Source organism: Streptomyces sp. NPDC059900 (assembly GCF_050270335.1).
GTDB lineage: Bacteria > Actinomycetota > Actinomycetes > Streptomycetales > Streptomycetaceae > Streptomyces.
The window spans coordinates 1-23,423 of the sequence record NZ_JBNNJZ010000083.1; the positions used below are offsets into that span (position 1 = coordinate 1).

A 23,423-nucleotide genomic window follows, 5' to 3' on the forward strand; every position below is an offset into this window, starting at 1 on the left:
GAAATAACGTGCTCAACGCGCCGTTCGGCAGGCGGCGTCCGGCATGCGAATGATCTCGAAGCCCAGGGGGAATCTCTCTATGCGACCCATACGCCCGCTCAATGCCTCTCGTCGCGGGAGGAGCGCGCGCGGCAGAACCTCCCCCGTGGCGGCGGCTGTCGCCATCGGCGCGGCACTCGTGCTGACCGCGACGGCCTGCGGTCCCAGCGAGGACAACGCGGGCGACGAGCCGTCCGCTTCGCAGGCCGCCGACGACGGCAACAACGACGGCAAGGTCAAGATCCCGCAGGACATCCAGGACCGGCTCAAGGAGCACGGCATCGACCTGGACAAGTGGAAGAACGGGGCCTGGAAGGACTTCAGCAAGGACGACTGGCTCCGCGAGGCCGGTGACTTCGTCAACCCGATCATCGAGGGCCTGTGGGACTCGGACCGCATGCGGGACGCGGACAAGAACCCCGACCGCGGTGTCGACGACAACGACATCTCCGGTGACCAGGGCGTGACCGACCCGACTCCCGAGCCGGTGGAGGCGGCGGCCGTGAAGACGCCGTACGACGCCAGCGTTCCCGAGTCGGGCAAGCTGTTCTTCGACGGCCCCAAGGGCTCGATGGTCTGCTCGGCCACCGTCGTCGAGGACCCCGCGCACCCCGGCAAGTCCAACATGGTGTGGACCGCGGGCCACTGCGTGCACGCCGGTGCCGAAGGCGGCTGGTACCGCAACATCGCCTTCGTCCCCTCGTACAACAACAGCGGCAAGTCGACCGCCGAGCTGGAGAACACCCCCAAGGAAGAGGTCGCTCCGCACGGCGTCTGGTGGGGTGACTGGGCACAGACCTCCGACCAGTGGATCGAGAAGGGCGGCCCGACGGGCGGCACCGGCGCGCCGTACGACTTCGCGGTCATCCACGTGACGCCCGAGAAGGGCAGCGAGGGCCAGTCCCTGGAGGAGCAGGTCGGTTCGGCGCTCCCGGTGGACTTCAACGCCCCGGCCGTTCCGCAGATTTCGGAGATGACGGCGACCGGCTACCCTGCCGCTCCGCCGTTCGACGGGCAGAAGGCGTTCCAGTGCGCCGACAAGCCGGGCCGGCTCTCGATCAGCAAGCCCGACCCGACGATGTACCGCATCGGCTGCACGATGACCGGCGGTTCGTCCGGCGGTGGCTGGGTCGCCGAGGGTTCGGACGGCAAGCCCGCCCTGGTGTCCAACACCTCCATCGGCCCGGTGACGGCAGGCTGGCTCGCCGGCCCGCGCCTCGGCAAGGAGGCCAAGGGCATCTACGGCGCGGTCAGCAAGAAGTTCGCCGACAAGTAGCAGAGCACCGGGCAAGCACCGGGCAAGCGGCGGACAAGCAGCGGACAAGCAACAGAGAAGTAGCAGCAGCAGACGAGTGAGTGCCTGATGCATGACGGCGGGGTCGCCTGAAACCTTCACGACCCCGCCGTCATTCGTCCCCAATCACACAGGCATAGTGAGATGTCGCGTCGGCGGGAAGCTCTCGGGGTCCCCGCGGCCGCAGATGACACGTACATGGCAAGTGCAGCAATTACACGTTCACTTCGGGGGTTACAGCTTCATGCGTTCCATACGTGCGCCCTACGCGCGCAGCCGCGGGCAGCGTCTCGCGCTCGCCGCCACCGGGCTCGCCGCGGCTCTGGCACTCACCGCCACGGCCTGCGGGCCCAGCGAGGACAAGGCCGCCGACAAGGCCGATTCCGGCACCGCGCAGGGCGCCGACAAGGGTTCCGATGCCGGCTCGGACACCGGCTCCGACAACGGTTCCGACGCCAAGCTGCCCGGCGATCTCGCCGACAAGCTGAAGAAGCACGGCATCGACCCGGACAAGTGGAAGAACGGCGGCTGGAAGAACTTCGAGAAGGAGGACTGGCTCCGCGAGGCCAAGGACTTCGTCAACCCGGTCATCGAGGGGCTCTGGAAGCCCGAGCGGATGAAGGACGCCAAGGAGCCGAAGAAGACGATCGCCGCGAAGGACGCCCCTGCCGACCAGGGCGCGACCGACCCCGAGCCGTCGCCGGTCCAGGCCAAGCGCGAGAAGACGCCGTACCACGAGAACGCCGCCCCGGTCGGCAAGATCTTCTTCGATGCTCCCGCCGGCTCGATGGTCTGCTCCGGCACGGTCGTGAAGGACCCGCGCAACCCCGGCAAGTCGAACCTCGTGTGGACCGCCGGTCACTGCGTGCACGCCGGCGCCGAGGGCGGCTGGTACCGCAACATCACCTTCGTGCCCGCCTACAACGACCTCGGCAAGTCCGAGTCCGAGCTGAGCAACGCCGCCCCGCAGGAAGTCGCCCCCTACGGCCAGTACTGGGCCGACTGGGTCTCGACCTCCGCCGAGTGGATCGACCAGGGCGCTTCTTCGGGCGGTGCCGGTGCTCCGTACGACTACGCCGTGATGCACGTGAAGCCGCAGCAGGGCTCCAAGTCCCTGGAGGAGACCGTCGGCAACGCGCTGCCCGTCGACTTCACGGCTCCGGCGACGCAGAGCGTGAGCTCGATGGGCGCCTGGGGCTACCCCGCCGCTCCCCCGTACAACGGCCAGATCATGCACAAGTGCATCGACAAGCCGGGCCGTCTCTCGCTGACCTCCGCCCAGCCGACGATGTACCGCATCGGCTGCACCATGACCGGCGGTTCGTCCGGCGGCGGCTGGTTCCGGATGGTGGGCGGCAAGACCCAGCTCGTCTCGAACACCTCGATCGGCCCGGCCGAGAACACCTGGCTGGCCGGACCGCAGCTGGGCAAGGGCGCCGAGCAGGTCTACGACATGATGAGCAAGAAGTACGGCTCCCAGTAGCCGCACGGCGGACAGCGTCCGCACCTCGCACCTGACGCGGCGAAGGCCCGCCCCCCTACGAGAGGGGGCGGGCCTTCGCCATGTGGTCCGCTCGTGCGCGGTCCGGGGCTGCGGTCAGCCCGCGACCGGGACGTACGGCGTGAGGTCCGCGGCCAGTTCCGCGTGCACCTTCGCCTTGAGCAGCGTGCCCTCGGCGGTGTGCTCCTCGGAGAGCACCTCGCCCTCGGCGTGCGCCCGCGAGATGAGCTGTCCCTGCGTGTACGGAACGAGGGCCTCGATCTCGACCTCGGGCCGCGGCAGTTCGGCGTCGATCAGCGCGAGCAGCTCTTCGATGCCCGCTCCCGTGCGCGCGGAGACCGCGATCGCGTGCTTCTCGTTGCGCAGCAGCCGCTGGAGGACCAGCGGATCGGCCGCGTCCGCCTTGTTCACGATCACGATCTCGGGTACGTCGGTCGCGCCGACGTCCCGGATCACCTCGCGCACGGCGGCCAGCTGCTCCTCCGGCACCGGGTGCGAACCGTCCACCACGTGCAGGATCAGGTCGGACTCGCCGACCTCTTCCATCGTGGAGCGGAACGCCTCGACGAGGTGGTGCGGCAGATGCCGCACGAACCCGACGGTGTCGGCCAGGGTGTAGATCCGGCCGCTCGGCGTCTCGGCCCGGCGCACGGTCGGGTCGAGGGTGGCGAACAGGGCGTTCTCCACCAGCACGCCCGCGCCCGTGAGGCGGTTGAGCAGGGAGGACTTGCCCGCGTTCGTGTAACCGGCGATCGCGACCGAGGGCACCTTGTTGCGCTTGCGCTCCTGACGCTTGATCTCGCGGCCCGTCTTCATCTCCGCGATCTCCCGGCGCATCTTCGCCATCTTCTCGCGGATCCGACGGCGGTCCGTCTCGATCTTGGTCTCACCGGGACCACGGGTCGCCATGCCGCCGCCACCGCTGGATCCGCCGCCGCCCATCTGACGGGAGAGCGACTGACCCCAGCCGCGCAGGCGCGGGAGCATGTACTGCATCTGGGCAAGGGCGACCTGCGCCTTGCCCTCTCGGGACTTGGCGTGCTGCGCGAAGATGTCGAGGATCAGGGCGGTCCTGTCGACGACCTTGACCTTGACGACGTCTTCGAGATGGATCAGCTGGCCGGGGCTCAGCTCACCGTCACACACGACGGTGTCGGCGCCGGTCTCCAGGACGATGTCGCGCAGCTCCTGGGCCTTGCCGGATCCGATGTACGTCGCCGGGTCGGGCTTGTCGCGGCGCTGGATGACACCGTCGAGGACCAGCGCGCCCGCCGTCTCGGCGAGGGCGGCCAGCTCGGCGACGGAGTTCTCCGCGTCCTGCACTGTGCCCGAGGTCCACACCCCGACGAGGACCACTCGCTCCAGGCGGAGCTGGCGGTACTCGACTTCGGTGACGTCCTCGAGCTCGGTGGAGAGGCCGGCGACGCGGCGCAGTGCCGCGCGCTCGGAGCGGTCGAACTGCTCGCCGTCCCGCTCTCCGTCGTGTCCGTGGCTCCAGGCGACGTCCTCTTCCATCAGGGCATCGGCCCGAAGACCTTCGGAGTAGTTCTGCGCGAAGCTCTGCGCGTCCTGGGAAGGGGAAGAAGAGGAGGTCATTGGATCCTTACGTCGATGGGACTCTTCATGGTGGTCAACGCCCGGGGCCGCCCCGTGATTCCCCGGACCGGCCGGCACGGGCCCTGAGATACCCCCGAAGGGTTTTCCCGGACCCGCAGCGGCGCCGACCTGAAGATGGTTGCACGGAACGGCCCGTCTCGTCACGTGGGTTATTTCGGGGTTATTTCCCGGCCGGAGCAGCCTTACGCCAGTCCGGGTGCCCCGGCATCGCCGGAGTCTTCGCGCCGTACAGCCAGGCGTCGAAGAATCCGCCCAGATCACGGCCCGCGACGGTTGAGGCGAGCTGCACGAAGTCCGCGGTCGTCGCGTTGCCGTCCCGGTGGGTCCGCACCCAGAGCCGCTCCAGGCGCTCGAAGGCAGGCCGCCCGATCTCCTGGCGCAGCGCGTAGAGCACCAGCGCACTGCCGTCGTACACGACCGGCCGGAAGATGCTGATCTTCTGGCCCGGCGCGGGCCCCTTCGGCGCGGCCGGCGGTCCGCCCGCGGCGCGCCAGCCGTCCGACTGCCGATAGGCCTCCCGCATCCGCTTCGCGAGGGGCTTGTCCGACTTCTCCTCGGCGAAGAGCGCCTCGTACCAGGTGGCGTGTCCTTCGTTGAGCCAGAGATCGGACCAGGTGGCAGGGCTCACGCTGTCGCCGAACCACTGGTGCGCCAGCTCATGGACCATGATCGAGTCCACGTACCACTCGGGGTACTCGGGCCGCTTGAACAGGTCGCTCTCGAAGAGGGAGAGGGTCTGTGTCTCCAGCTCGAAGCCGGTCCGCGCCTGCGCCATCAGCACGCCGTACGTCTCGAAGGGGTAGCGGCCGACCTTCTCCTCCATCCAGCCGATCTGGTCCGGCGTCTTCTTCAGCCAGCGCTCGAGCACCTTGCGGTCCTTGGTGGGCACCACGTCGCGTACGGGCAGGCCGTGCGGCCCGGTGCGGTGCACCACGGTGGAGCGGCCGATGGACACCTGCGCCAGTTCCGTCGCCATGGGGTGCCGGGTGCGGAAGGCACGCGTCGTGGTCGCCCCCCTGTGCGCCGTGGCCACGGGCAGGCCGTTGGCGACGGCGGTGAGCCCCTTGGGGGTGGTGATGCGGAACGTGAACATCGCCTTGTCGGCGGGGTGGTCGTTGGACGGGAACACACGGTGCCCCGCGTCGGCCTGATTGGCCATGGCGAGCCCGTCGGACGTGGGCACCCAGCCGCCGTCCCGGTCCTTCGTGGGCCGGGGATCACTGGTGTGCCGGACGGTGATCCGCATTCCCTCGCCCGGGTTCAACGGCTTCGGCGGCGTGACGACCAGGTCCTCGCCGGTGGACTCGAAGCGGGCGGGAGCGCCGTTGACCTCGACGGAGCGGACCTTGCCGTGGGCGAAGTCGAGGTTGATCAGCTCCAGCGGAGCGGTGGTGCGGGCGTCGATCACCGTCGTCGCGTCGAGCGGCTTCTTGTTGGAGCCGCGGTACGTGAAGGCGATGTCGTACGACATGACGTCGTAGCCGGGGTTGCCCAGGTGCGGGAAGAGCCGGTCGCCGATGCCGAGCGGTTTGACCGGTGCCGGAGCGGACGCGGCGAGAAGGGTGGCGGAGGTGGCCGCGGCCAGGAGCGCGGTCGCGATGCGAAGGGTCTTCGGCCGCGAGGCCCTGACCCGGGGGGTGAGCAGCATGAACTACCGCTATCAGCGCGGACCTACCGCGCCGGTGTCAACGCGCGCCGGGCCACTCGAACGAGTCGCCAGTAGGACGCTGCGGCGACGCCCGCACCTCCTGGCGCGCTGCTACGAAGTGGCCGACGCCGGGTGCTGGGCACGGCTGACGTCGTACACCCCCGGCACCGCACGCATCGCTCGCATCAGCCCCGGCAGGCGGTCGGCGTCCGGGAGTTGCAGCGTGTACGTGTGGCGCACGCGCTGTTGGCTCGGCGGCTCGACGGTCGCCGACATGACTTCCACGCCCTCCATGGCGATGGCCTCGGTGAGGTCGGCCATCAGGTGCGCGCGCCCGAACGATTCAGCGATCAGCGTGACCCGGCACTCCGCGCTGTCCCCCCAGTGCACTCCGACCTCGGGGCGCCCCACCTCCTTCATGCGGCCGACCGCGGGGCACTCGACGCGGTGCACGGTGACGACACCGCCGCGCACGGCGAAGGCGGTCACCTCGTCGGGCGGCACGGGCGTACAACAGCCCGCGAGGCGTACGCTCGCGCCCTCCCTGTCCACGACGGCGTTCGCCGCGGCGGGGCGCGGGAAGTCGGCGGCCTGCGGCGGGGGCACGGGCTTCTCCGGGGCCGACGCCGAAGGAGCCGAAGCGGGCGTGGGGTGGGTCGTGAGCCAGCGCCGAATGGCGATACGGGCGCCGGGCGTGCGCGCGTGGTCGAGCCATTCGCGGGAGGGCCCGGCGGCGGCGTCCTGCCCCATGAGGAGCTGGACCGTGTCGCCGTCCCGCAGGACCGTGCTCAGCGTCGCCAGGCGGCCGTTGACACGTGCACCGATGCAGGCGTGGGCGTCTTCGCCGTACTGGGCGTAGGCGGCGTCCACGCAGCTCGCGCCGGCGGGCAGTCCGAGTGTGCCGCCGTCGGGGCGGAATACGGCGATCTCGCGGTCCTGGGCGAGGTCCTCGCGGAGGGTCGACCAGAACGTGTCCGGGTCGGGGGCCGCTTCCTGCCAGTCGAGGAGGCGGGAGAGCCAGCCGGGCCGGGTCGGGTCGGCGCGCTCGCCCTCGATCGCGTCCTCGGAGAGGCCGGAGCCGGGATCGGACTGCTCCTCCGAAGGAGGAGCGTACGGATTGCGCAGGGCGACGACGCCGGCCTCGGCCACCTTGTGCATCTGGTGCGTACGGATGAGGACTTCGGCGACCTCTCCGTCCGGGCGGGCCACGGCCGTGTGCAGCGACTGGTAGAGGTTGAACTTCGGTACGGCGATGAAATCCTTGAACTCCGAGACCACCGGCGTGAAGCACGTATGGAGTTCGCCGAGGACCCCGTAACAGTCCGCGTCCTCGTTCACCAGGACCAGGATCCGGCCGAAGTCCGCCGCGCGCATCTCGCCGCGTTTGCGGTGCACCCGGTGGACCGAGACGAAGTGCCGCGGCCTGATGAGGACTTCGGCCGCGATGTCCGCCTCGCGCAGCACCGTCCGGACGTCGTCGGCCGTCCCTTCCAGGGGGTCGCCGCCGCCTACCGCGTTGGCCGCGATCAGCTCCTGGACCCGGGAGTACTCCTCCGGGTGGAGGATGGCGAAGACGAGGTCCTCCAGCTCGGTCTTGAGCGCCTGCACGCCCAGGCGCTCGGCGAGCGGAATGAGCACGTCCCGCGTCACCTTGGCGATCCGCGCCTGTTTCTCGGGGCGCATGACGCCGAGCGTGCGCATGTTGTGCAGGCGGTCGGCCAGCTTGATCGACATGACGCGTACGTCGTTGCCGGTGGCCACGAGCATCTTGCGGAAGGTCTCGGGCTCGGCGGCCGCTCCGTAGTCGACCTTCTCCAGCTTCGTGACGCCGTCGACGAGATAGCAGACGTCGTCGCCGAATTCCGTACGCACCTGGTCGAGCGTCACATCCGTGTCCTCGACGGTGTCGTGGAGCAACGACGCGGTCAAGGTGGTGATCTCCGCGCCCAGTTGGGCGAGGATCAGGGTCACCGCGAGCGGATGTGTGATGTACGGCTCACCGCTCTTGCGCATCTGGCCGCGGTGAGAGGACTCCGCGAGGACCCACGCTCGGCGCAGCGGCTCCAGATCGGCGTCCGGGTAGTGGGCCCGGTGGGCTTCCGCCACATGGCCGATCGCGTCCGGCAACCGGTCCCGGGTGGCGGACCCCATGAGGGCGGCCCGACCGAGCCTGCGCAGGTCAAGCCGCGGACGACCGCGCCTGCGCTGCCCTGCGGGCGTCGCGGGGCCAGACATCGCGGGGTTTGTGGCCTCCGCACTCATGGGCACCTCCGGCTGCTCCGACCGGCGGTGAGCGGACGACGGCATGCTCCGTCCGGGCCGGTGCTTGATGCTACCGAGCCCATCACGCGCCGCTGACCGCCTCTCGCCGAGCGTGAAACGGATCACCCATTCGAGCGACAGTTCACGGGTTTACAGTTTCGAGCCATTCCGCGTCGATCTCGCCTTCGGCGACGATCACCGCGGGACCCGTCATCTCGATCTCCCCGTCGGGACGCTCGGTGATCACCAGGCGCCCACCAGGGAGATCGACGGTATACGTGACCGGCGCACCGGTCGCAGCAGGTTCCGCCCCGTCCCTGCGGGCCGCCGCGACGGCGACGGCGCACGCGCCCGTGCCGCACGAGCGGGTCTCGCCGGAACCGCGCTCGTGCACGCGCATGGCGACGTGACGAGGACCACGGTCGACGACGAACTCGACGTTCACGCCCTGCGGGTACGCCGAGGCGGGGCTGAACGGCGGCGGGTCGTACAGGTTCCCCGCGTGGGCCAGGTCGTCCACGAAGGCGACCGCGTGCGGGTTGCCCATGTTCACGTTGCGTGCGGGCCAGTGGCGGTCGGCCACGGAGACGGTGACGTCCTGGCCTTCGGGGAAGAGCGCCTTGCCCATGCCGACGGTGACGTCCCCGCCGGCCGCGGCCTTGGCGATGTGCACGGTCTTCACGCCGCCGCGGGTGGCGACGGCCAGGTCGCCCTCGCCCACCAAGCCCGCGTGCTGGAGATAGCGGGCGAAGACGCGCACTCCGTTTCCGCACATCTCGGCGATCGAACCGTCGCCGTTGCGGTAGTCCATGAACCACTCGGCCTCGGCGGCCAGATGGCGTGCCTCGGGGTGCGCCGCGGAACGCACGACATGCAGCAGGCCGTCGCCCCCGATGCCCGCGCGGCGGTCGCACAGGGCCGCGACGACGGCCGGGGGCAGCTCGACGGTGTTGTCGGGGTCCGGGACGATCACGAAGTCGTTCTCGGTCCCGTGCCCCTTGAGGAAGGCGATCCGCGTGCTCATTCCTCGATCGTACGGGGTGGCAAGGACACTCGGTCCGTACGGTGCCCGTCAGGGCTCTGACCTGGTACGACGCGGTCAGCGAAGGCGTGCGACGCGCCACACGGCAAGGACGGCGACAGCCAGGAAGACCAGGGCGTAGGCGCAGACGATCCGCCAGTCCGGGCGGCCCCCGGAGCCGCGCTCGGGCAGCCCCGGCCAGGTGTGCCCCACGCGGCGCGCGGCCATCATGCCCCAGCCGGCGGCGCAGCAGCTGATCAGGAGTCCGAGCATGGCGACGACGGCGCCGCCGTCCCCGAACTCGAAGGCCAGCGGGAAGGCGAACATCAGCGATCCCGCCGCGGCGAGGACGACGATCGGCGCGAGCTGCCAGATGCGCAGACGGCGCTGCGGACGCAGCTCGACCTCGACCTCGGCCACGGCCATCTGGTCCGCGCCGGGACCGTCGTCGGTCACGCCGTCGGGTGCCCCGTCGGGGCCGTCCGGAGTCAGCTCGCCGCCGGAATGCGCGGTGTCACGAGGGCCGGCCTCCATCGCCATCCGCCCTCCTACTTCGGACTCCACTGGTCGATCGATGGTCGATGATGGCACGGCGCCGGGGGCCGGGATGACCGCCGGAGCGTCCCGATGCCATCACGTGATCAGGCTGTGACCGCTCGTTCGACCAACGTCAGTGCCCGCCCTGGGAGTTCCCCTCGATCGGCAGCGGCACCGCTGAGCCAGTGCACGCGGGGATCGCGGCGGAACCACGAGTCCTGACGACGCGCGAAGCGCTTGGTCGCGCGCACGGTCTCCGTGCGCGCCTCGTCGTCGGTGCACTCCCCGGCGAGCGCCGCGAGCAGCTGCTGGTAGCCGAGCGCGCGCGACGCCGTACGCCCCTCGCGCAGCCCCTGCGACTCCAGGGCACGCACCTCGTCGACGAGGCCCGCGTCCCACATGCGGTCCACGCGCGTGGCGATGCGTTTGTCGAGTTCGGGGCGGCCGACGTCGACGCCGATCTGGACGGTGTCGTAGACGGAGTCGTGTCCGGGGAGGTTGGCGGTGAAGGGCTTGCCGGTGATCTCGATGACCTCGAGGGCGCGGACGATCCGGCGGCCGTTGCTGGGCAGGATGGCCCGGCCCGCTCCGGGGTCGGCGGCGGCCAGGCGGGCGTGCAGCGGGCCGGAGCCGCGCAGCGCGAGCTCTTCCTCCAGGCGGGCCCGGACCGCGGGGTCCGTACCGGGGAACTCCAGCTGGTCGACGGCGCCCCTGACGTAGAGCCCGGAGCCGCCGACCAGGATCGGCCAGCGTCCGTCGGCGAGGAGGCGGTCGATCTCGGCCCTGGCCAGCTTCTGGTACTCGGCGACGCTTGCCGCTTCCGTGACGTCCCAGATGTCGAGGAGGTGGTGCGGCACTCCGTCGCGCTCTTCGAGCGTCAGCTTGGCGGTGCCGATGTCCATCCCTCTGTAGAGCTGCATGGAGTCGGCGTTGACGACTTCGCCGCCGAGTTGCCGGGCGAGGAAAACGCCCAGATCGGATTTTCCGGCCGCGGTCGGCCCGACGACGGCGATGACCCGCGGTGCGGGAGCTGCTCTACTCACCGCCTTAGTCTCGCAAACTCCGCGGCCTCTTCCCGAACGAGCTACGTGACGTCACGCGTCCGGGGTCGTTGCCTGTTGCGAGGTTCCGGCCGCCGGTTTTGAGGACCGGCGACCCGGGAGGCGCAACATGGCGCACCGGGCGGCGCGGGATTTCGCCCACACGAGTACCGTATGGAGTAGATATGGGCGTTTTTGCACGGTTCCGTAGGAAGTCCAAGGACACGGAAGAGGCGTCAACTGCCGACGCGGCTGCCGGGACCCTGACGGCCGAGCCGGAAGCGGCCGGGGAGAGCCCCGAGGCCGAAACCGGCAAGGAGGAGGGCAAGGCCGAGGCCGCCGCCGGGGACGAGACCAAGGCCGGCACGAAGGCCGACGCCGAGACCGAAGCCGGGGCCGAGGCCGCGGGCAAGACCGAGGACGAGGCGGAGGGCTCCGAAGAGGCTGCCGCGGAGAACGTGGACATCCCCAAGCAGCAGTCCGCGGAGAAGGCCGCCGACAACGACGAGGCCGACGAAGGCGCCCGCAAGTGACTCTCCCAGCGAGGGAAGGTAACCGATGGGCTTCCTGCAGAGCCTGAAAGACAAGCTCGCCCCGGCGAAGGACAAGGTCGCGGGCCTCGCGCAGCAGCACGGGGACAAGATCGACCAAGGTCTCGACAAGGCCGCGAAGGCGGTCGACGACAAGACCAAGGGCAAGTACAGCGACAAGATCCAGACCGGGACGGGCAAGGCGAAGGATGCCGTGGACCGCCTCGCCGGGACGCCCGACGAGGGCAAGGACCCGGGCGGCGGCACCGCCCGTCCCACGCCCCCTCCGGCTCCCTGAACCACCGGCTGGATCACTCGCCGCTCACCGGCGCCTGCGAGGCGCCGGAGCGACGGCTGAGTCAGCCGACCGGGTCACCGAACGACACCGGCGGACGGCCGTGGAGCATCCCCCGCTCCACGGCCGTCGCCGTACGGCACGCAGGCGGGCCCTGTGCCCCGAGCAGCGTTCACGGGCGCCCTGCTGCCCTGGGCAGCGCGCGCCGCCGTGGCAGTACGCCCGGCAGCAAGCACTGCCGTACCCACACGCCCGGCAGCGCTCAGGAGTGCCAGGAGTGCGCGGAGAGAGTGCCAGGAGTGCGCGGAGAGGTCGCTACGACCAGGTGGCGACCAGGTAGCCGACGCCGTACGGGGCGTCCTCGTAGAGCAGCTGGCCGCTCAGGGCGGCGCCCTCTGCCGCGCCCGCCAGCACCTGCCACGGCGCGCGGCCCGCCGCCTTCAGTTCGTACGCCAGCTCCGCGTCCAGCGCCTTGAGCGCACCGATGTCCGCCGCCCCCAGCGCACGGGCGGCCTCCGCGTCGAACCCGGCCGCCCGGTCGTCGAGATACCCCGGCGCCTTCAGCGTGCGGCACGCGCTGGCGTCGCCCATCACCAGCAGGGCCACCCGGTCGCCCCGCGCGGCGATTCCCTCACCCGCTTCGACGCACCGCTCGGCCGCCAGAGGTTCCCCCACCCCGAGCCCTTCCAGCGGCGCCGCCGACCACTCCGTACGGCCGAGGAGCCAGGCGGCGACGGCGAGCGAAGACGGGAGTTCGCGCTCCGCCGCGGTGGCTTCGTCGCCACCACGTCCGAGCCGTACGTCCAGGTCGACGCCGAAGCCGCGGAACGAGCCGCGTGCGCCCTGCGGATGCGGCCCGCGCCCGCTCTTCTCGGCGGGGCCCACCACGACGAGGAGGTCGGGCCGCGCGGCGGCGAGCACCCCGACGGCGTCCGTGCACGCGGCACGCGCGGCGTCCAGTTCGGGGGCAGCGCCCGCGGCGACCTCGGGGACGAGCAGGGGCGGGCACGGGCAGACGGCTGCGGCGACAAGCATGATCCGCAGCGTACGCGCGCCCGCGCGCTAGTACGTGCCGACCCCGCCCCCGTGGTCCACCGCCCGCCCGGTCAGTCGCAGCCGCAGCCGCTGCCCGCGGCCACCGGAAGCGGCTCGGGGGCGCCCACCTTGGGCAGGCCCAGCATCACGCCGGCGGGCTTGGCGGCCGCCTCGGCGTTGCGCTTCTCCCAGGCGTCACCCGCGCGCGTGCGGCGCACGTTCAGGACGGGGCCCTCGGCGAGCAGGTGGTGCGGCGCCGCGTAGGTGATCTCGACCGTGACGACGTCACCGGGGCGGACCTCGGTGTCCGGCTTGGTGAAGTGGACCAGGCGGCTGTCGGGGGCCCGCCCGGAGAGGCGGTGCGTCGCGCCGTCCTTGCGGCCCTCGCCCTCGGCGACCATCAGGTCCAGCGTCCTGCCGACCTGCTTCTTGTTCTCGTCCCAGGAGATCTCCTCCTGGAGGGCGGACAGCCGCATGTAGCGCTCCTGCACGACCTCCTTGGGGATCTGCCCCTCCATGGTCGCCGCGGGCGTACCGGGGCGCTTGGAGTACTGGAAGGTGAAGGCGCTGGCGAAGCGGGCCTCACGGACCGCGTGCATCGTCTGCTCGAAGTCCTCCTCGGTCTCTCCGGGGAAGCCGACGATGATGTCGGTGGAGATCGCCGCGTCCGGCATCGCGGCGCGGACCTTCTCGATGATGCCGAGGAAGCGGTCCTGGCGGTACGAGCGGCGCATCGCCTTGAGGATGGGGTCCGAGCCGGACTGGAGCGGCATGTGCAGCTGCGGCATCACGTTCGGGGTCTCGGCCATGGCGGCGATCACGTCGTCCGTGAAGTCGCGCGGGTGCGGCGAGGTGAAGCGCACGCGCTCCAGGCCCTCGATCTTCCCGCAGGCCCGCAGGAGCTTGCTGAAGGCCTCGCGGTCACCGATGTCGGAGCCGTACGCGTTCACGTTCTGCCCGAGCAGGGTGATCTCGGAGACGCCCTCGGCGACGAGTGCCTCGATCTCGGCGAGGATGTCGCCGGTCCTGCGGTCCTTCTCCTTGCCGCGCAGGGCGGGCACGATGCAGAACGTACAGGTGTTGTTGCAGCCCACGGAGATGGAGACCCACGCCGCGTACGCGCTCTCGCGGCGCGTGGGCAGCGTCGAGGGGAACGCCTCCAGGGACTCGGCGATCTCGACCTGCGCCTCTTCCTGCACGCGGGCCCGCTCCAGGAGCACCGGCAGCTTGCCGATGTTGTGCGTCCCGAAGACGACGTCCACCCAGGGCGCCTTCTTCACGATGGTGTCGCGGTCCTTCTGGGCCAGGCAGCCGCCGACGGCGATCTGCATGCCGGGCCGCTTGGTCTTCATCGGCGCCAGGCGGCCGAGGTTGCCGTAGAGGCGGTTGTCGGCGTTCTCCCGTACGGCGCAGGTGTTGAAGACGACCACGTCGGCGTCGCCGTCCGAGCCCTCGGGCGCTCGCTCGTATCCGGCGCCCTCGAGCAGCCCGGAGAGCCGCTCGCTGTCGTGGACGTTCATCTGGCACCCGTAAGTGCGTACCTCGTACGTTCCTTTAACGCCCACTGCCTGTCCCCGGTCGCCGCTGCTCATGTGACAAGGGTAGGCGGTCGGGGAAGTTTCCCCGCCGGGAGCTCGGCCCTGGCCATCACTGCGAGTGGCCTGGCAGGATCGCGCGCATGCTCAAGGCACTCCCCCGCGTCAGCAGGCGCCGCGCACTCCAGGGTGCGGCGGCCGCCCTCGTGGTCTTCGGGCTCTTGGTGTGGTGGCTCGTCCCGGCGGGCGACGACTCCCCGACGGGCGGGATGACGTTCAGTACGGGCGTGAAGAACGGGGTGTACGAGCGCTACGGAAAGCTCCTGCGGACCGCGGTCTCCCAGGACATGCCCAAGGTGGACGTGGAGCTGCTCAACAGCGAGGGCTCGCAGCAGAACGTCGAGCGGGTGGCCGAGGGGAAGGCCGACTTCACCGTCGCGGCCGCCGACGCCGTCGCGAAGTACCGCCTGGAGGGGCGTCCAGGCGCGGACCGGCTGCGGGGCTGTGCGCGGCTGTACGACGACTACGTCCAGCTCGTCGTCCGGCGCTCCTCGGACATCGGGAAGGCGGGGGACCTGAAGGGCAAGAAGGTGGCCGTGGGCCAACCGCGCTCGGGTGTGCGGCTGATAGCGGACCGGGTGCTCAAGGCCGCCGGTCTGGATCCCGGCAAGGACCTCACGTCGGTGGACGCCGGTATCGACACCGCTCCCGGTCTTCTCAAGAAGGGCGACATCGACGCCTTCTTCTGGTCGGGCGGGCTGCCGACGACGACAGTGCGGCTGCTCTCCGAAGAGTTCGACGTCCGCCTCGTCGAGCTCGGTACTCTCGTGGACGCGCTGCACAAGCAGGGCGGAGCCTCGCGCTACTACCGGGCGGCCGTGATGCCCGCCGACGCCTATCCAGCCGCCCAGGAGAACGAATCCGTGCCGACGCTGGCCGTGGCGAATCTCCTGGTCACCACGGACCGGGTGGACCCGAAGCTGTCCGAGGGGCTGACCCGCACGGTGATCGACAGCCGCGACCACATCGGTGACCAGGTGCACGCGGCCCAGCTGGTGGACCTGCGGACGGCGCTCTACACCGACCCGCTCCCCCTGCACGAGGGCGCACGCCGCTACTACCAGTCGGTCAAGCCGTAGCGGTCGCGCAGTAGAGCAGCCGCGCGCCGGGTCAGCGGCCCGTGGAGTCGGGCTCGCCGCGCGGGACGCCGACCGTCACGCGCAGTCCGTGCGGATCGTGCTGCTCGTACGTGAGGGAGCCGCCGCCCGCGGTCAGCAGGGCCCGCGAGATGGACAGGCCCAGGCCCGAGCCCTGCACGTTCTGATGGCGGCTGCTGCGCCAGAAGCGGTCTCCGATGCGGGCGAGTTCGTCCTCCGTGAGGCCGGGGCCGCCGTCCGTGATCACTACGGTCGTCAGCTGACCGGTCCAGGAGACCTCCACCCGCACCTCCTCGCCGCCGGGCGTGAACTTGAGGGCGTTGTCGATCACCGCGTCCAGGGCGCTGGAGAGCGCGACCGGATCGGCCCAGCCGGTGGTCGCCGGGCAGACTCCGGTCAGCCGCACCCCGCGCTCCTCGGCGAGCGGCCGCCAGGCACCGACCCGTTCGGCCGCGAGCTCGCCGATGTCGGTGAGCCGCAGATCGGCCGCCGTGTGCTCGGCGAGCGCGAGGCCCAGGAGGTCGTCGAGGACTTGGGCGAGGCGTTTGCCCTCGGTGCGCACGGAGGCGATCTCCTCGTTCCCCTCCGGCAGTTCGAGGGCGAGCAGCTCGATGCGCAGCAGCAGGGCGGCCAGGGGGTTGCGCAGTTGGTGCGAGGCGTCGGCGACGAAGGCCCGCTGCTGTTCGAGGACGTCCTCGACGTTGTCGGCCATCTCGTTGAACGAGCGCGCCAGACGCCGGAGTTCCGGCGGACCGCCCGCGGCCGCCACCCTCGACTTCAGGCGCCCGGTCGCGATGTCGTGCGTCGTGGCGTCGAGAACCCGCACGGGACGCAGCACCCAGCCGGTCAGGCGCAGCGCGGCGCCGACGGCGAGGAGCATGGCCGCCGACTCGCCGGCGGCGATGAGCAGCCATCCCTGCAACGTCTTCGAACGCATGCGCCCTGTGGGTGATTCGGTGACGACGACCGCGATGACGTCGCCGTCCCTGATCACCGGAGAGGCGACGACGAGCCGCCCGCGCTGCCAGGGCCACACCTGCTGCGGATCGTGGCTTCCACGGGACCTGAGGGCCTCCTCGAAGGCCTCCCGCACCTCGGCGCCTCTGGGAGGCAGGAACCAGTTCCCGGGCGCGTGAGCCATGGGCGCACGGTCCCTGAAGAAGACGCCCGCCCTGATCCCGTATATCTCGTGGTAGTAGTCGAGCTCGGTCTGGAGGGTCTCGCGCCGTTCGTCCTTGTCCCGCAGGCGCGACCCGGCCGGACGTTTCGTGACGAACTGCGCGAGCGCCGCGAACCGCGCCGTGTCGTCGATCCGGTCGACGACCACCTTCTGCTGCTGTGCCGCGGCCACGCTCACCGCGAGCGGGAAGCCGAGCGCGAGCAGCACTCCCGCCATGAGGACGATGAGCAGCGGGAGGAGGCGAGAGCGCACCTGACCTCGCTACTGGCTACACGGCCGGGGCGACGAGCCGGTAGCCGACGCCCCGTACGGTCTCGATCAGGGCCGGCATGTGCAACTTGGAGCGCAGGGACGCGACATGCACTTCAAGGGTGCGCCCCGTTCCCTCCCAGCTGGTGCGCCACACCTCGCTGATGATCTGCTCCCGGCGGAACACCACGCCGGGCCGCTGCGCGAGGAGCGCGAGCAGGTCGAACTCCTTGCGGGTCAGCTGGATCGCCGAACCGTCCACACTGACCTGGCGGGTGGGCAGTTCGATGCGTACGGAGCCGAGGCGCAGTTCGCTGTCCGCGGGCCCCTCGGCGGCGCCGGACGGGGGTCGCCGGATGACCGCGTGGATGCGGGCGATGAGCTCCCCGGTGTCGTACGGCTTCACTACGTAGTCGTCGGCTCCGAGGTTCAGGCCGTGGATCCGCGAGCGGACGTCGGCACGTGCCGTCACCATGATCACGGGGGTCGAGCCGCGTTTGCGGATCTTTCCGCACACCTCGTAGCCGTCCTGATCGGGCAGTCCCAGATCGAGGAGCACCACTCCGAAGGGTGCCGTTTTGCCGGGCAGCAGGGCCTGGAGGGCTTCCTCGCCGCTCCGTGCGTGCACGACGTCGAAGCCGTGCCTGGCCAGGACCGCGGACAGGGCGGCTGCCACGTGATCGTCGTCCTCGACGAGGAGCAGTCTCATGCGGGCCCCCTCCGGTTCATCGGTCGTTCCGTTCGCGCTCGCCGACGGCCGGTACGCGCGCGTGCACAGGCACCAAGGCATCCACGCCGATACATAAGGACCGCGTCAAGAGGCTACGGGTCACGGACACGTTCCGTTATGCAGCCGGTACGCGCGCGGGCGTCCCCTTCACGCGGAGTGTCCGGTTGCGGCCGGATCGTTATGCTCAATTTCCCCTCAGATGTAATGACGCTGGTCGCACCGGGTTATTACTGTCCTCCCAACCGAGGAGGATGGAGCAACAAGCCGTGACCGAAGTATCGGTGACCAAGGACGCCATACCGCCCGGGGCGGACGACCTGGTCGTGCTGAAGAACGTCAACAAGCACTTCGGCGCTCTGCACGTCCTCCAGGACATCGACCTGACCATCAAGCGCGGTGAGGTCGTCGTCGTGATCGGCCCCTCCGGGTCGGGCAAGTCGACATTGTGCCGCGCCATCAACCGCCTGGAGACGGTCGAGTCGGGAGACATCTCGATCGACGGCAAGCCGCTGCCCCAGGAGGGCAAGGCGCTCGCCCGTCTCCGTGCGGACGTGGGCATGGTCTTCCAGTCCTTCAACCTTTTCGCGCACAAGACCGTGCTCGAGAACGTGATGCTGGGCCAGACCAAGGTGCGCAAGACGTCCAAGGCGGAAGCAGAGACAAAGGCACGCGGCCTTCTGGACCGCGTCGGCGTCGCCTCACAGGCGGACAAGTACCCCGCGCAGCTCTCCGGCGGCCAGCAGCAACGCGTCGCGATCGCTCGCGCGTTGGCGATGGACCCCAAGGTGATGCTCTTCGACGAGCCCACGTCGGCGCTCGACCCGGAGATGATCAACGAGGTCCTGGAGGTCATGCAGCAGCTCGCACGCGACGGCATGACCATGGTCGTGGTCACCCACGAGATGGGCTTCGCGCGCTCCGCGGCCAACCGCGTCGTCTTCATGGCCGACGGCCGCATCGTCGAAGAGGCCGTGCCGGACCAGTTCTTCAGCAACCCGCGCAGCGACCGGGCCAAGGACTTCCTGTCGAAGATCCTTAAACACTGAGGCTCCCACGTCGTCTCAACGCCAGTCGAAACAAAGGATGTTCACCATGAAGCTCCGTAAGTCCGCCGCCGCAGTAGCGGCCGTCGCCGCGCTCTCGCTCGCCGCCACCGCCTGCGGCGGCAAGGAGGGCTCCGCCGGCGACAAGCCGGAGGGCCCCGACACCTCCGGCGCCAAGGCCCTCAAGTACGAGGTCGCGAAGGACGCCGCCGTCGACTCGGCCGTCTTCAAGGCCGCCAAGAAGCGCGGGAAAATCGTCATCGGTGCCAAGGCCGACCAGCCGTACCTGGGCTTCCAGGACCAGTCGACCAAGGAGTACTCCGGCTTCGACATCGAGATCGCCAAGATGATCGCGGCCGATCTCGGCTTCTCGCCGAAGCAGATCGAGTGGAAGACGGTCGACTCCGGCGCCCGTGAGACCGCGGTCTCCAAGGGCGACGTCGACCTGATGATCGGTACGTACACGATCAACGACGAGCGCAAGAAGCAGATCGACTTCGCCGGGCCGTACTTCCACGCCGGCGCCTCCCTCCTGGTCCGCAAGGACGAGAAGGACGTCAAGGGCCCCGAGACCGTCCGTGACAAGAAGGTCTGTTCGATCGTCGGCTCGACGCCGCTGCAGAACATCAAGAAGCCGAAGTACGGCGCCAAGGTCACCGAGCTCTCCAAGTACTCGGAGTGCGTCGCCCAGCTCCTGAACAACCAGATCGACGCCGTCACCACGGACGACGCGATCCTGATGGGCTACGCCGCGCAGAACGAGGGCAAGCTCAAGGTCGTCGGCAAGCCGTTCTCGGACGAGCCGTACGGCGTCGGCCTCAAGAAGGGTGACGCGGCCCTGCAGAAGGCCGTCGCGGACGCCATCAAGGCGCACCAGGAGAGCGGCGACTACAAGAAGGCCTACGACGCCACCCTCGGCAAGTCCGGCTCCGAGTACCAGGAGCCGCCGGCCTTCACCGACCCGAAGTAATCCGGCACGCCCCGCTCCGCCCGCACCCGCCTGCGGTGCGGAGCGGGACGTTCGCTGCGCGCATCGCTGCCGGACCCGTCGCGAAACCCTGCCACCGCCCCCGAGCCTGACGGCCGGGGCCCGTCGCGATCACCTGCGACCCGTCGCGAAAGACCTCGCGGAGAATTCATGGACGTACTGCTCGACAACCTGTCGCTTTTCCGCGAAGGGTTTTTCGGGACTCTGAAGCTGACCGCATCCAGCGCGCTCGTGGCTGTGGTGGCCGGGGTCATCATCGCCGGGTTCCGGGTGTCACCCGTTCCGCCGCTGCGAATATTCGGAACCCTCTGGGTGACGCTGCTGCGCAACACCCCGCTGACCCTGCTCTTCCTTGTGGCGTTCTTCATCGTCCCCAAGGTGCTCTTCCCCGACCTGGACTCGTTCCTTCTCGCCACGCTCGCCTGCGGCTTCTACACCTCCGCGTTCGTGGCCGAGGCGGTTCGCTCGGGCATCAACACCGTGCCCCTCGGGCAGGCCGAGGCGGCCCGCGCGATCGGGCTCACCTTCACCCAGACGATGCGGCTAGTCGTCCTGCCCCAGGCCACGCGCACGGTGGTACCGCCGCTCTCCAGCATCTTCATCGCCCTGACGAAGAACACCGCGATCGCGGGCGCCTTCGACAACGTCGACCTCTTCAACGTCTCCAAGACGCTGAGCAATGACGGATACGACATCGCGGTGATCTTCATCTGGATCACCCTCGCGTACCTGATCATCACGTACGCCATCAGCGGAGTCTTCCGGCTGTTGGAGCACCGCCTGGAGGTCGCCCGATGAGTGCCAACGTTCTCTTCGACGCCCCGGGTCCCAAGGCGCGTGTCCGCAACATCATCTACAGCATCGTCGGCACCGCGGCCTTTCTGGGCGGCCTCGTCTGGATCGTTCTGCGCCTGAACGACAAGGGCGAGTTCGAAGCCGACCTGTGGGACATCTTCAACTACACCGGAATCCAGCAGAACATTCTGGATGCCCTGGTCGCCACGCTGAAGGTGTTCGCCTTCGCCGGCGTGTTCTCTCTCGCGTTCGCCGTGGTGCTCTGCGTCGCACGACTCTCCGAGCACAAGCCCGTGCGCTGGATCGCGGTCGCCTTCATCGACCTCTTCCGGTCCATTCCGCTGCTCATCACCATCTTCGCGCTCTGGGTCGGCCTGCTCGGCGACATGACCCCGTTCTGGGCACTGGTGATCGGCCTGACCATCTACAACGGATGCGTCCAGGCCGAGGTCCTGCGTGCGGGCATCAACGCGGTGCCCAAGGGACAGAAGGAGGCCGCCTACGCCCTGGGCCTGCGCAAGACCCAGGTCATGGCCACGGTGCTCTTCCCGCAGGCCGTCCGGTCGATGCTGCCGACCATCATCAGCCAGCTGGTGGTCACGCTGAAGGACACCTCGCTCGGGTTCATGGTCCTCTACCCCGAGCTGCTCCACTCGGCGCGGCTGATCGCCAACAACACACCGGTCAACGGCGTTTACCCGTTCGTCCAGACGGTCACCGTGTTCGGCGCCATCTACATCGGGCTCTGCCTGCTCCTCTCGTCCCTTGCCACCTGGCTCGAGAAGCGCGGGCGTCGCACCAAGACCGGTATCGCCGTCGCCGCGGCCGCCGAACCGGCGGAGGCCCCCAGCGTCCTCGATCCGTCCGCGCCCCTCGGCCCCACCGCCGGGGACACCGCGACGGCGGACGCGGAGCCGGAGGACGGCCCCACGGAGAAGAAGAACTGACACGTTCTCAGCCACGGTGACCCACTGCCGTCGGCACCTGCACCGGGGCCCGTCGAATGCGTTCGACGGGCCCTGACGCATGTCCGCACCGGGAGCCTCACCCGGCGCCCCCGCGAACGACCTCGCAGGAAGCCCGGCCACCCGTGCGTCCAGCTTGACGGCTCGGCACCCAGTCTGTTGCATACGTTCTGTGATCGCGCACCGGGCTCCAACTGTAAGTTCCTGTACGTACGTCCAGCGCTCCCGGGCCCTTGCGGCGGGAGGATACGCACCGTGGACCCGGTGATCGTCGTCGGCGCGGGCCCCGTGGGGCTCACGCTCGCCCTGGCTCTCGCGCGTCACTCCGTACCCACCGTCGTACTCGACGAAGGGCCCGGCAAGGACGAGCAGCGGCCCGCGCGGACCGTCGTCCTGCGCGACGACACGGCGGCCCTCATGGAACGCCTCGTCGGTCACTCGTTCGGGGACCAGGACTCCGGCGCGCGATGGGCCGGCTGGCGGTCCCTGCGGCGCAAGCAGCTGATGCGGGAGCTCACGTTCAGTGATGAGATGCCCGCCCCGCTCCATGTGCCGCAGCATGTGCTGACCGGCGCCCTGCGCGCGGCCATCGCCGATGAGCGTCTCGTCAAGATCGCCGCGGAGAGCAAGCTCGACTCCCTGGAGCAGGACGCGGGCGGACTGACCGCGCACACCCGCGGGCCCAAGGACACGTGGTGGCGCGGAAGTTATCTGGTGGGCTGCGACGGGCCGCGCTCGACGGTCCGCAAGCTCCTCGACATCCGCTTCCCCGGCCGCACGGCTGTCGAACGACACGCCGTGGCCGCGCTGCGCACGGAACTTCCCGGGCCCGGCGAGGCGATGTTGCACCGGGCGCCTCCGTGGCGCCACGGAGGCGCCGAGGTGACGGGGCGTCCGCTCGCCGACGGGGTGTGGCGGATCGACTGGCTGCTGCCGCCACGCGGCGATCTCGTGACACCCGACGCCCTCGTGGTCCGCATCCGCGAGACGCTCGCGGGCTGGTGCGGGGGCTCCACACCGCCGTACGAACTGCTCGACACCGGCGTGCACACCGTCCACCACCGGCTGGCCCGGCGCTGGCGTTCTGGTCGTGCCTTCCTCGCCGGGGACGCCGCACACCTGCTCGGCGCGCTCGGCACCCAAGGGCTCGACGAAGGGCTGCGGGACGCGGACAACCTCGCCTGGAAGCTGGCCCTCGCATGGCACCACGGCGCGCGGGACGCCCTGCTCGACAGCTATCAGGCCGAGCGGCGGGCCGGCGTCGCCGCACGTCTGCGCGCAGCCGACCAGTCCCTTCCGATACTGCGGGGCGGCGGAGGGCTGCGTTCGTACGTGCCGGGGTCGGCGCGCGGGCACGACATGCTGCTCGCGGACGGCCATGTGGGGCGCGGGCCGCTCGGTGCGCCCGGCTCGTACGCGGATTCACCGCTGGCGCCCGAGCCCCTGGAGTCCGAAGTGGTCGTGGGCACGGAGCCGGGGGCGCCGGTGGCCGACGTGCCGGTGACGGCTCCGGACGGCTCCCTGGTCCGGCTGCGGGACCGGCTCGGCACGGGGGAACTGCTCGTCGTCCTTGTCGCGCCCGGCACGGTCGTGTGGGAGCGGCGGCACTGGGTGACGGCCGGGATCATGCCGCGGCTCGCCGCCGCGGTCTCCGCGCTGCCGCACCAGGCGGAACTGCTCGTCGCGGAGAGTTACCCCGGAGCCCCCGCGCACTCGGTGCTGCTCGTACGCCCCGACGGCCACCTGGTCACCGCGCTCGGCGGGGTGCGGCCCGCCGAGCTGTATACGGCTGCCGAGGCGGCCGTCGGCGGGGCGGCACAAAAGCGGCGCGCGGGCCGCGAGGACGCCACGGAGAAGGCGGAGAGCACGACGGCCAGGGCGGCCTGCCCCGCGCGGACCGCGTCGTCCAGACGGAAGGCGTGGACGTCTCCGGCCATCAGGGGAACGTCGACTGGGCGTCCC

General features: G+C 70.2%; 20 protein-coding genes. 10 read left to right on the top strand and 10 right to left on the bottom strand.

Going from position 1 to position 23,423, the window contains the following annotated elements:
* The first annotated feature begins 79 nt into the window (after positions 1–79).
* Positions 80–1,315, top strand: coding sequence for a trypsin-like serine peptidase (locus ACQKIP_RS14900; RefSeq protein WP_365858147.1), 1,236 nt, complete (start codon positions 80–82; stop codon positions 1,313–1,315).
* Positions 1,316–1,577: 262 nt separating this feature from the next.
* The gene (locus ACQKIP_RS14905; protein WP_365858145.1) at positions 1,578–2,816 is read left to right on the top strand and encodes a trypsin-like serine peptidase; all 1,239 of its coding nucleotides are present in this window, start codon (positions 1,578–1,580) and stop codon (positions 2,814–2,816) included.
* Positions 2,817–2,930: 114 nt separating this feature from the next.
* On the opposite strand, the gene hflX is transcribed toward ACQKIP_RS14905, so the two are convergent.
* The 6 genes from hflX to miaA form a co-directional block, all read right to left on the bottom strand.
* Positions 2,931–4,430 (bottom strand): GTPase HflX, encoded by a 1,500-nt coding sequence (gene hflX, locus ACQKIP_RS14910; RefSeq protein WP_365858143.1) that lies wholly within the window; start codon positions 4,428–4,430, stop codon positions 2,931–2,933.
* Between the two features lie 181 nt (positions 4,431–4,611).
* On the bottom strand, positions 4,612–6,099 hold the full coding sequence (locus tag ACQKIP_RS14915) for a M1 family metallopeptidase (protein WP_365858141.1): 1,488 nt from the start codon (positions 6,097–6,099) through the stop codon (positions 4,612–4,614).
* Positions 6,100–6,210: 111 nt separating this feature from the next.
* On the bottom strand, positions 6,211–8,361 hold the full coding sequence (locus ACQKIP_RS14920) for a RelA/SpoT family protein (RefSeq protein WP_365858139.1): 2,151 nt from the start codon (positions 8,359–8,361) through the stop codon (positions 6,211–6,213).
* Positions 8,362–8,503: 142 nt separating this feature from the next.
* Positions 8,504–9,385, bottom strand: coding sequence for a diaminopimelate epimerase (gene dapF, locus ACQKIP_RS14925; protein WP_365858137.1), 882 nt, complete (start codon positions 9,383–9,385; stop codon positions 8,504–8,506).
* 75 nt (positions 9,386–9,460) lie between these two features.
* Positions 9,461–9,922 carry a hypothetical protein gene (locus ACQKIP_RS14930; protein WP_365858135.1) on the bottom strand — a complete coding sequence of 154 codons (462 nt, stop codon included), beginning with the start codon at positions 9,920–9,922 and terminating at the stop codon, positions 9,461–9,463.
* A 101-nt stretch (positions 9,923–10,023) separates the two neighbouring features.
* A complete protein-coding gene (gene miaA, locus ACQKIP_RS14935; RefSeq protein WP_365858133.1) occupies positions 10,024–10,962 on the bottom strand; it encodes a tRNA (adenosine(37)-N6)-dimethylallyltransferase MiaA in 939 nt (312 codons plus the stop codon).
* A 182-nt stretch (positions 10,963–11,144) separates the two neighbouring features.
* On the opposite strand from miaA, the gene ACQKIP_RS14940 reads away from it, so the two are divergent.
* Together ACQKIP_RS14940 and ACQKIP_RS14945 are read left to right on the top strand one after the other, a co-directional pair.
* Positions 11,145–11,492 (top strand): hypothetical protein, encoded by a 348-nt coding sequence (locus ACQKIP_RS14940; RefSeq protein WP_365858131.1) that lies wholly within the window; start codon positions 11,145–11,147, stop codon positions 11,490–11,492.
* A gap of 25 nt (positions 11,493–11,517) precedes the next feature.
* Positions 11,518–11,787 (top strand): antitoxin, encoded by a 270-nt coding sequence (locus ACQKIP_RS14945; protein WP_365858129.1) that lies wholly within the window; start codon positions 11,518–11,520, stop codon positions 11,785–11,787.
* Between the two features lie 312 nt (positions 11,788–12,099).
* Here ACQKIP_RS14945 and ACQKIP_RS14950 read toward each other — a convergent pair whose 3' ends face one another.
* Together ACQKIP_RS14950 and miaB are read right to left on the bottom strand one after the other, a co-directional pair.
* Positions 12,100–12,819, bottom strand: coding sequence for a class III extradiol dioxygenase subunit B-like domain-containing protein (locus tag ACQKIP_RS14950; protein ID WP_365858127.1), 720 nt, complete (start codon positions 12,817–12,819; stop codon positions 12,100–12,102).
* A gap of 71 nt (positions 12,820–12,890) precedes the next feature.
* Entirely contained in the window at positions 12,891–14,411 is a 1,521-nt protein-coding gene (miaB, locus tag ACQKIP_RS14955; protein ID WP_365858125.1) for a tRNA (N6-isopentenyl adenosine(37)-C2)-methylthiotransferase MiaB, read from the bottom strand.
* Positions 14,412–14,497: 86 nt separating this feature from the next.
* Between miaB and ACQKIP_RS14960 the strand changes: the two genes are divergently transcribed.
* Positions 14,498–15,493, top strand: coding sequence for a TAXI family TRAP transporter solute-binding subunit (locus ACQKIP_RS14960; RefSeq protein ID WP_365858123.1), 996 nt, complete (start codon positions 14,498–14,500; stop codon positions 15,491–15,493).
* Between the two features lie 31 nt (positions 15,494–15,524).
* Here ACQKIP_RS14960 and ACQKIP_RS14965 read toward each other — a convergent pair whose 3' ends face one another.
* Together ACQKIP_RS14965 and ACQKIP_RS14970 are read right to left on the bottom strand one after the other, a co-directional pair.
* On the bottom strand, positions 15,525–16,943 hold the full coding sequence (locus ACQKIP_RS14965) for a sensor histidine kinase (protein ID WP_365858121.1): 1,419 nt from the start codon (positions 16,941–16,943) through the stop codon (positions 15,525–15,527).
* 16 nt (positions 16,944–16,959) lie between these two features.
* Positions 16,960–17,649, bottom strand: a complete 690-nt coding sequence (locus tag ACQKIP_RS14970) for a response regulator transcription factor (protein ID WP_365858118.1) — start codon at positions 17,647–17,649, stop codon at positions 16,960–16,962.
* Between the two features lie 287 nt (positions 17,650–17,936).
* Between ACQKIP_RS14970 and ACQKIP_RS14975 the strand changes: the two genes are divergently transcribed.
* From ACQKIP_RS14975 to ACQKIP_RS14995, 5 genes are all read left to right on the top strand, one after another.
* Positions 17,937–18,716: an amino acid ABC transporter ATP-binding protein gene (locus ACQKIP_RS14975; RefSeq protein WP_365858116.1), complete on the top strand. Its 780-nt coding sequence runs from the start codon at positions 17,937–17,939 to the stop codon at positions 18,714–18,716.
* A 46-nt stretch (positions 18,717–18,762) separates the two neighbouring features.
* Positions 18,763–19,683, top strand: coding sequence for a glutamate ABC transporter substrate-binding protein (locus ACQKIP_RS14980; protein ID WP_365858114.1), 921 nt, complete (start codon positions 18,763–18,765; stop codon positions 19,681–19,683).
* A gap of 168 nt (positions 19,684–19,851) precedes the next feature.
* Entirely contained in the window at positions 19,852–20,499 is a 648-nt protein-coding gene (locus ACQKIP_RS14985) for an amino acid ABC transporter permease (protein WP_365858112.1), read from the top strand.
* Entirely contained in the window at positions 20,496–21,443 is a 948-nt protein-coding gene (locus ACQKIP_RS14990) for an amino acid ABC transporter permease (protein ID WP_365858110.1), read from the top strand. Before ACQKIP_RS14985 ends, ACQKIP_RS14990 begins: the two co-directional genes overlap by 4 nt.
* 273 nt (positions 21,444–21,716) lie before the next feature.
* Positions 21,717–23,423 (top strand): FAD-dependent monooxygenase (locus tag ACQKIP_RS14995; RefSeq protein WP_427743141.1); only part of this gene is annotated, 1,707 nt, incomplete at its 3' end.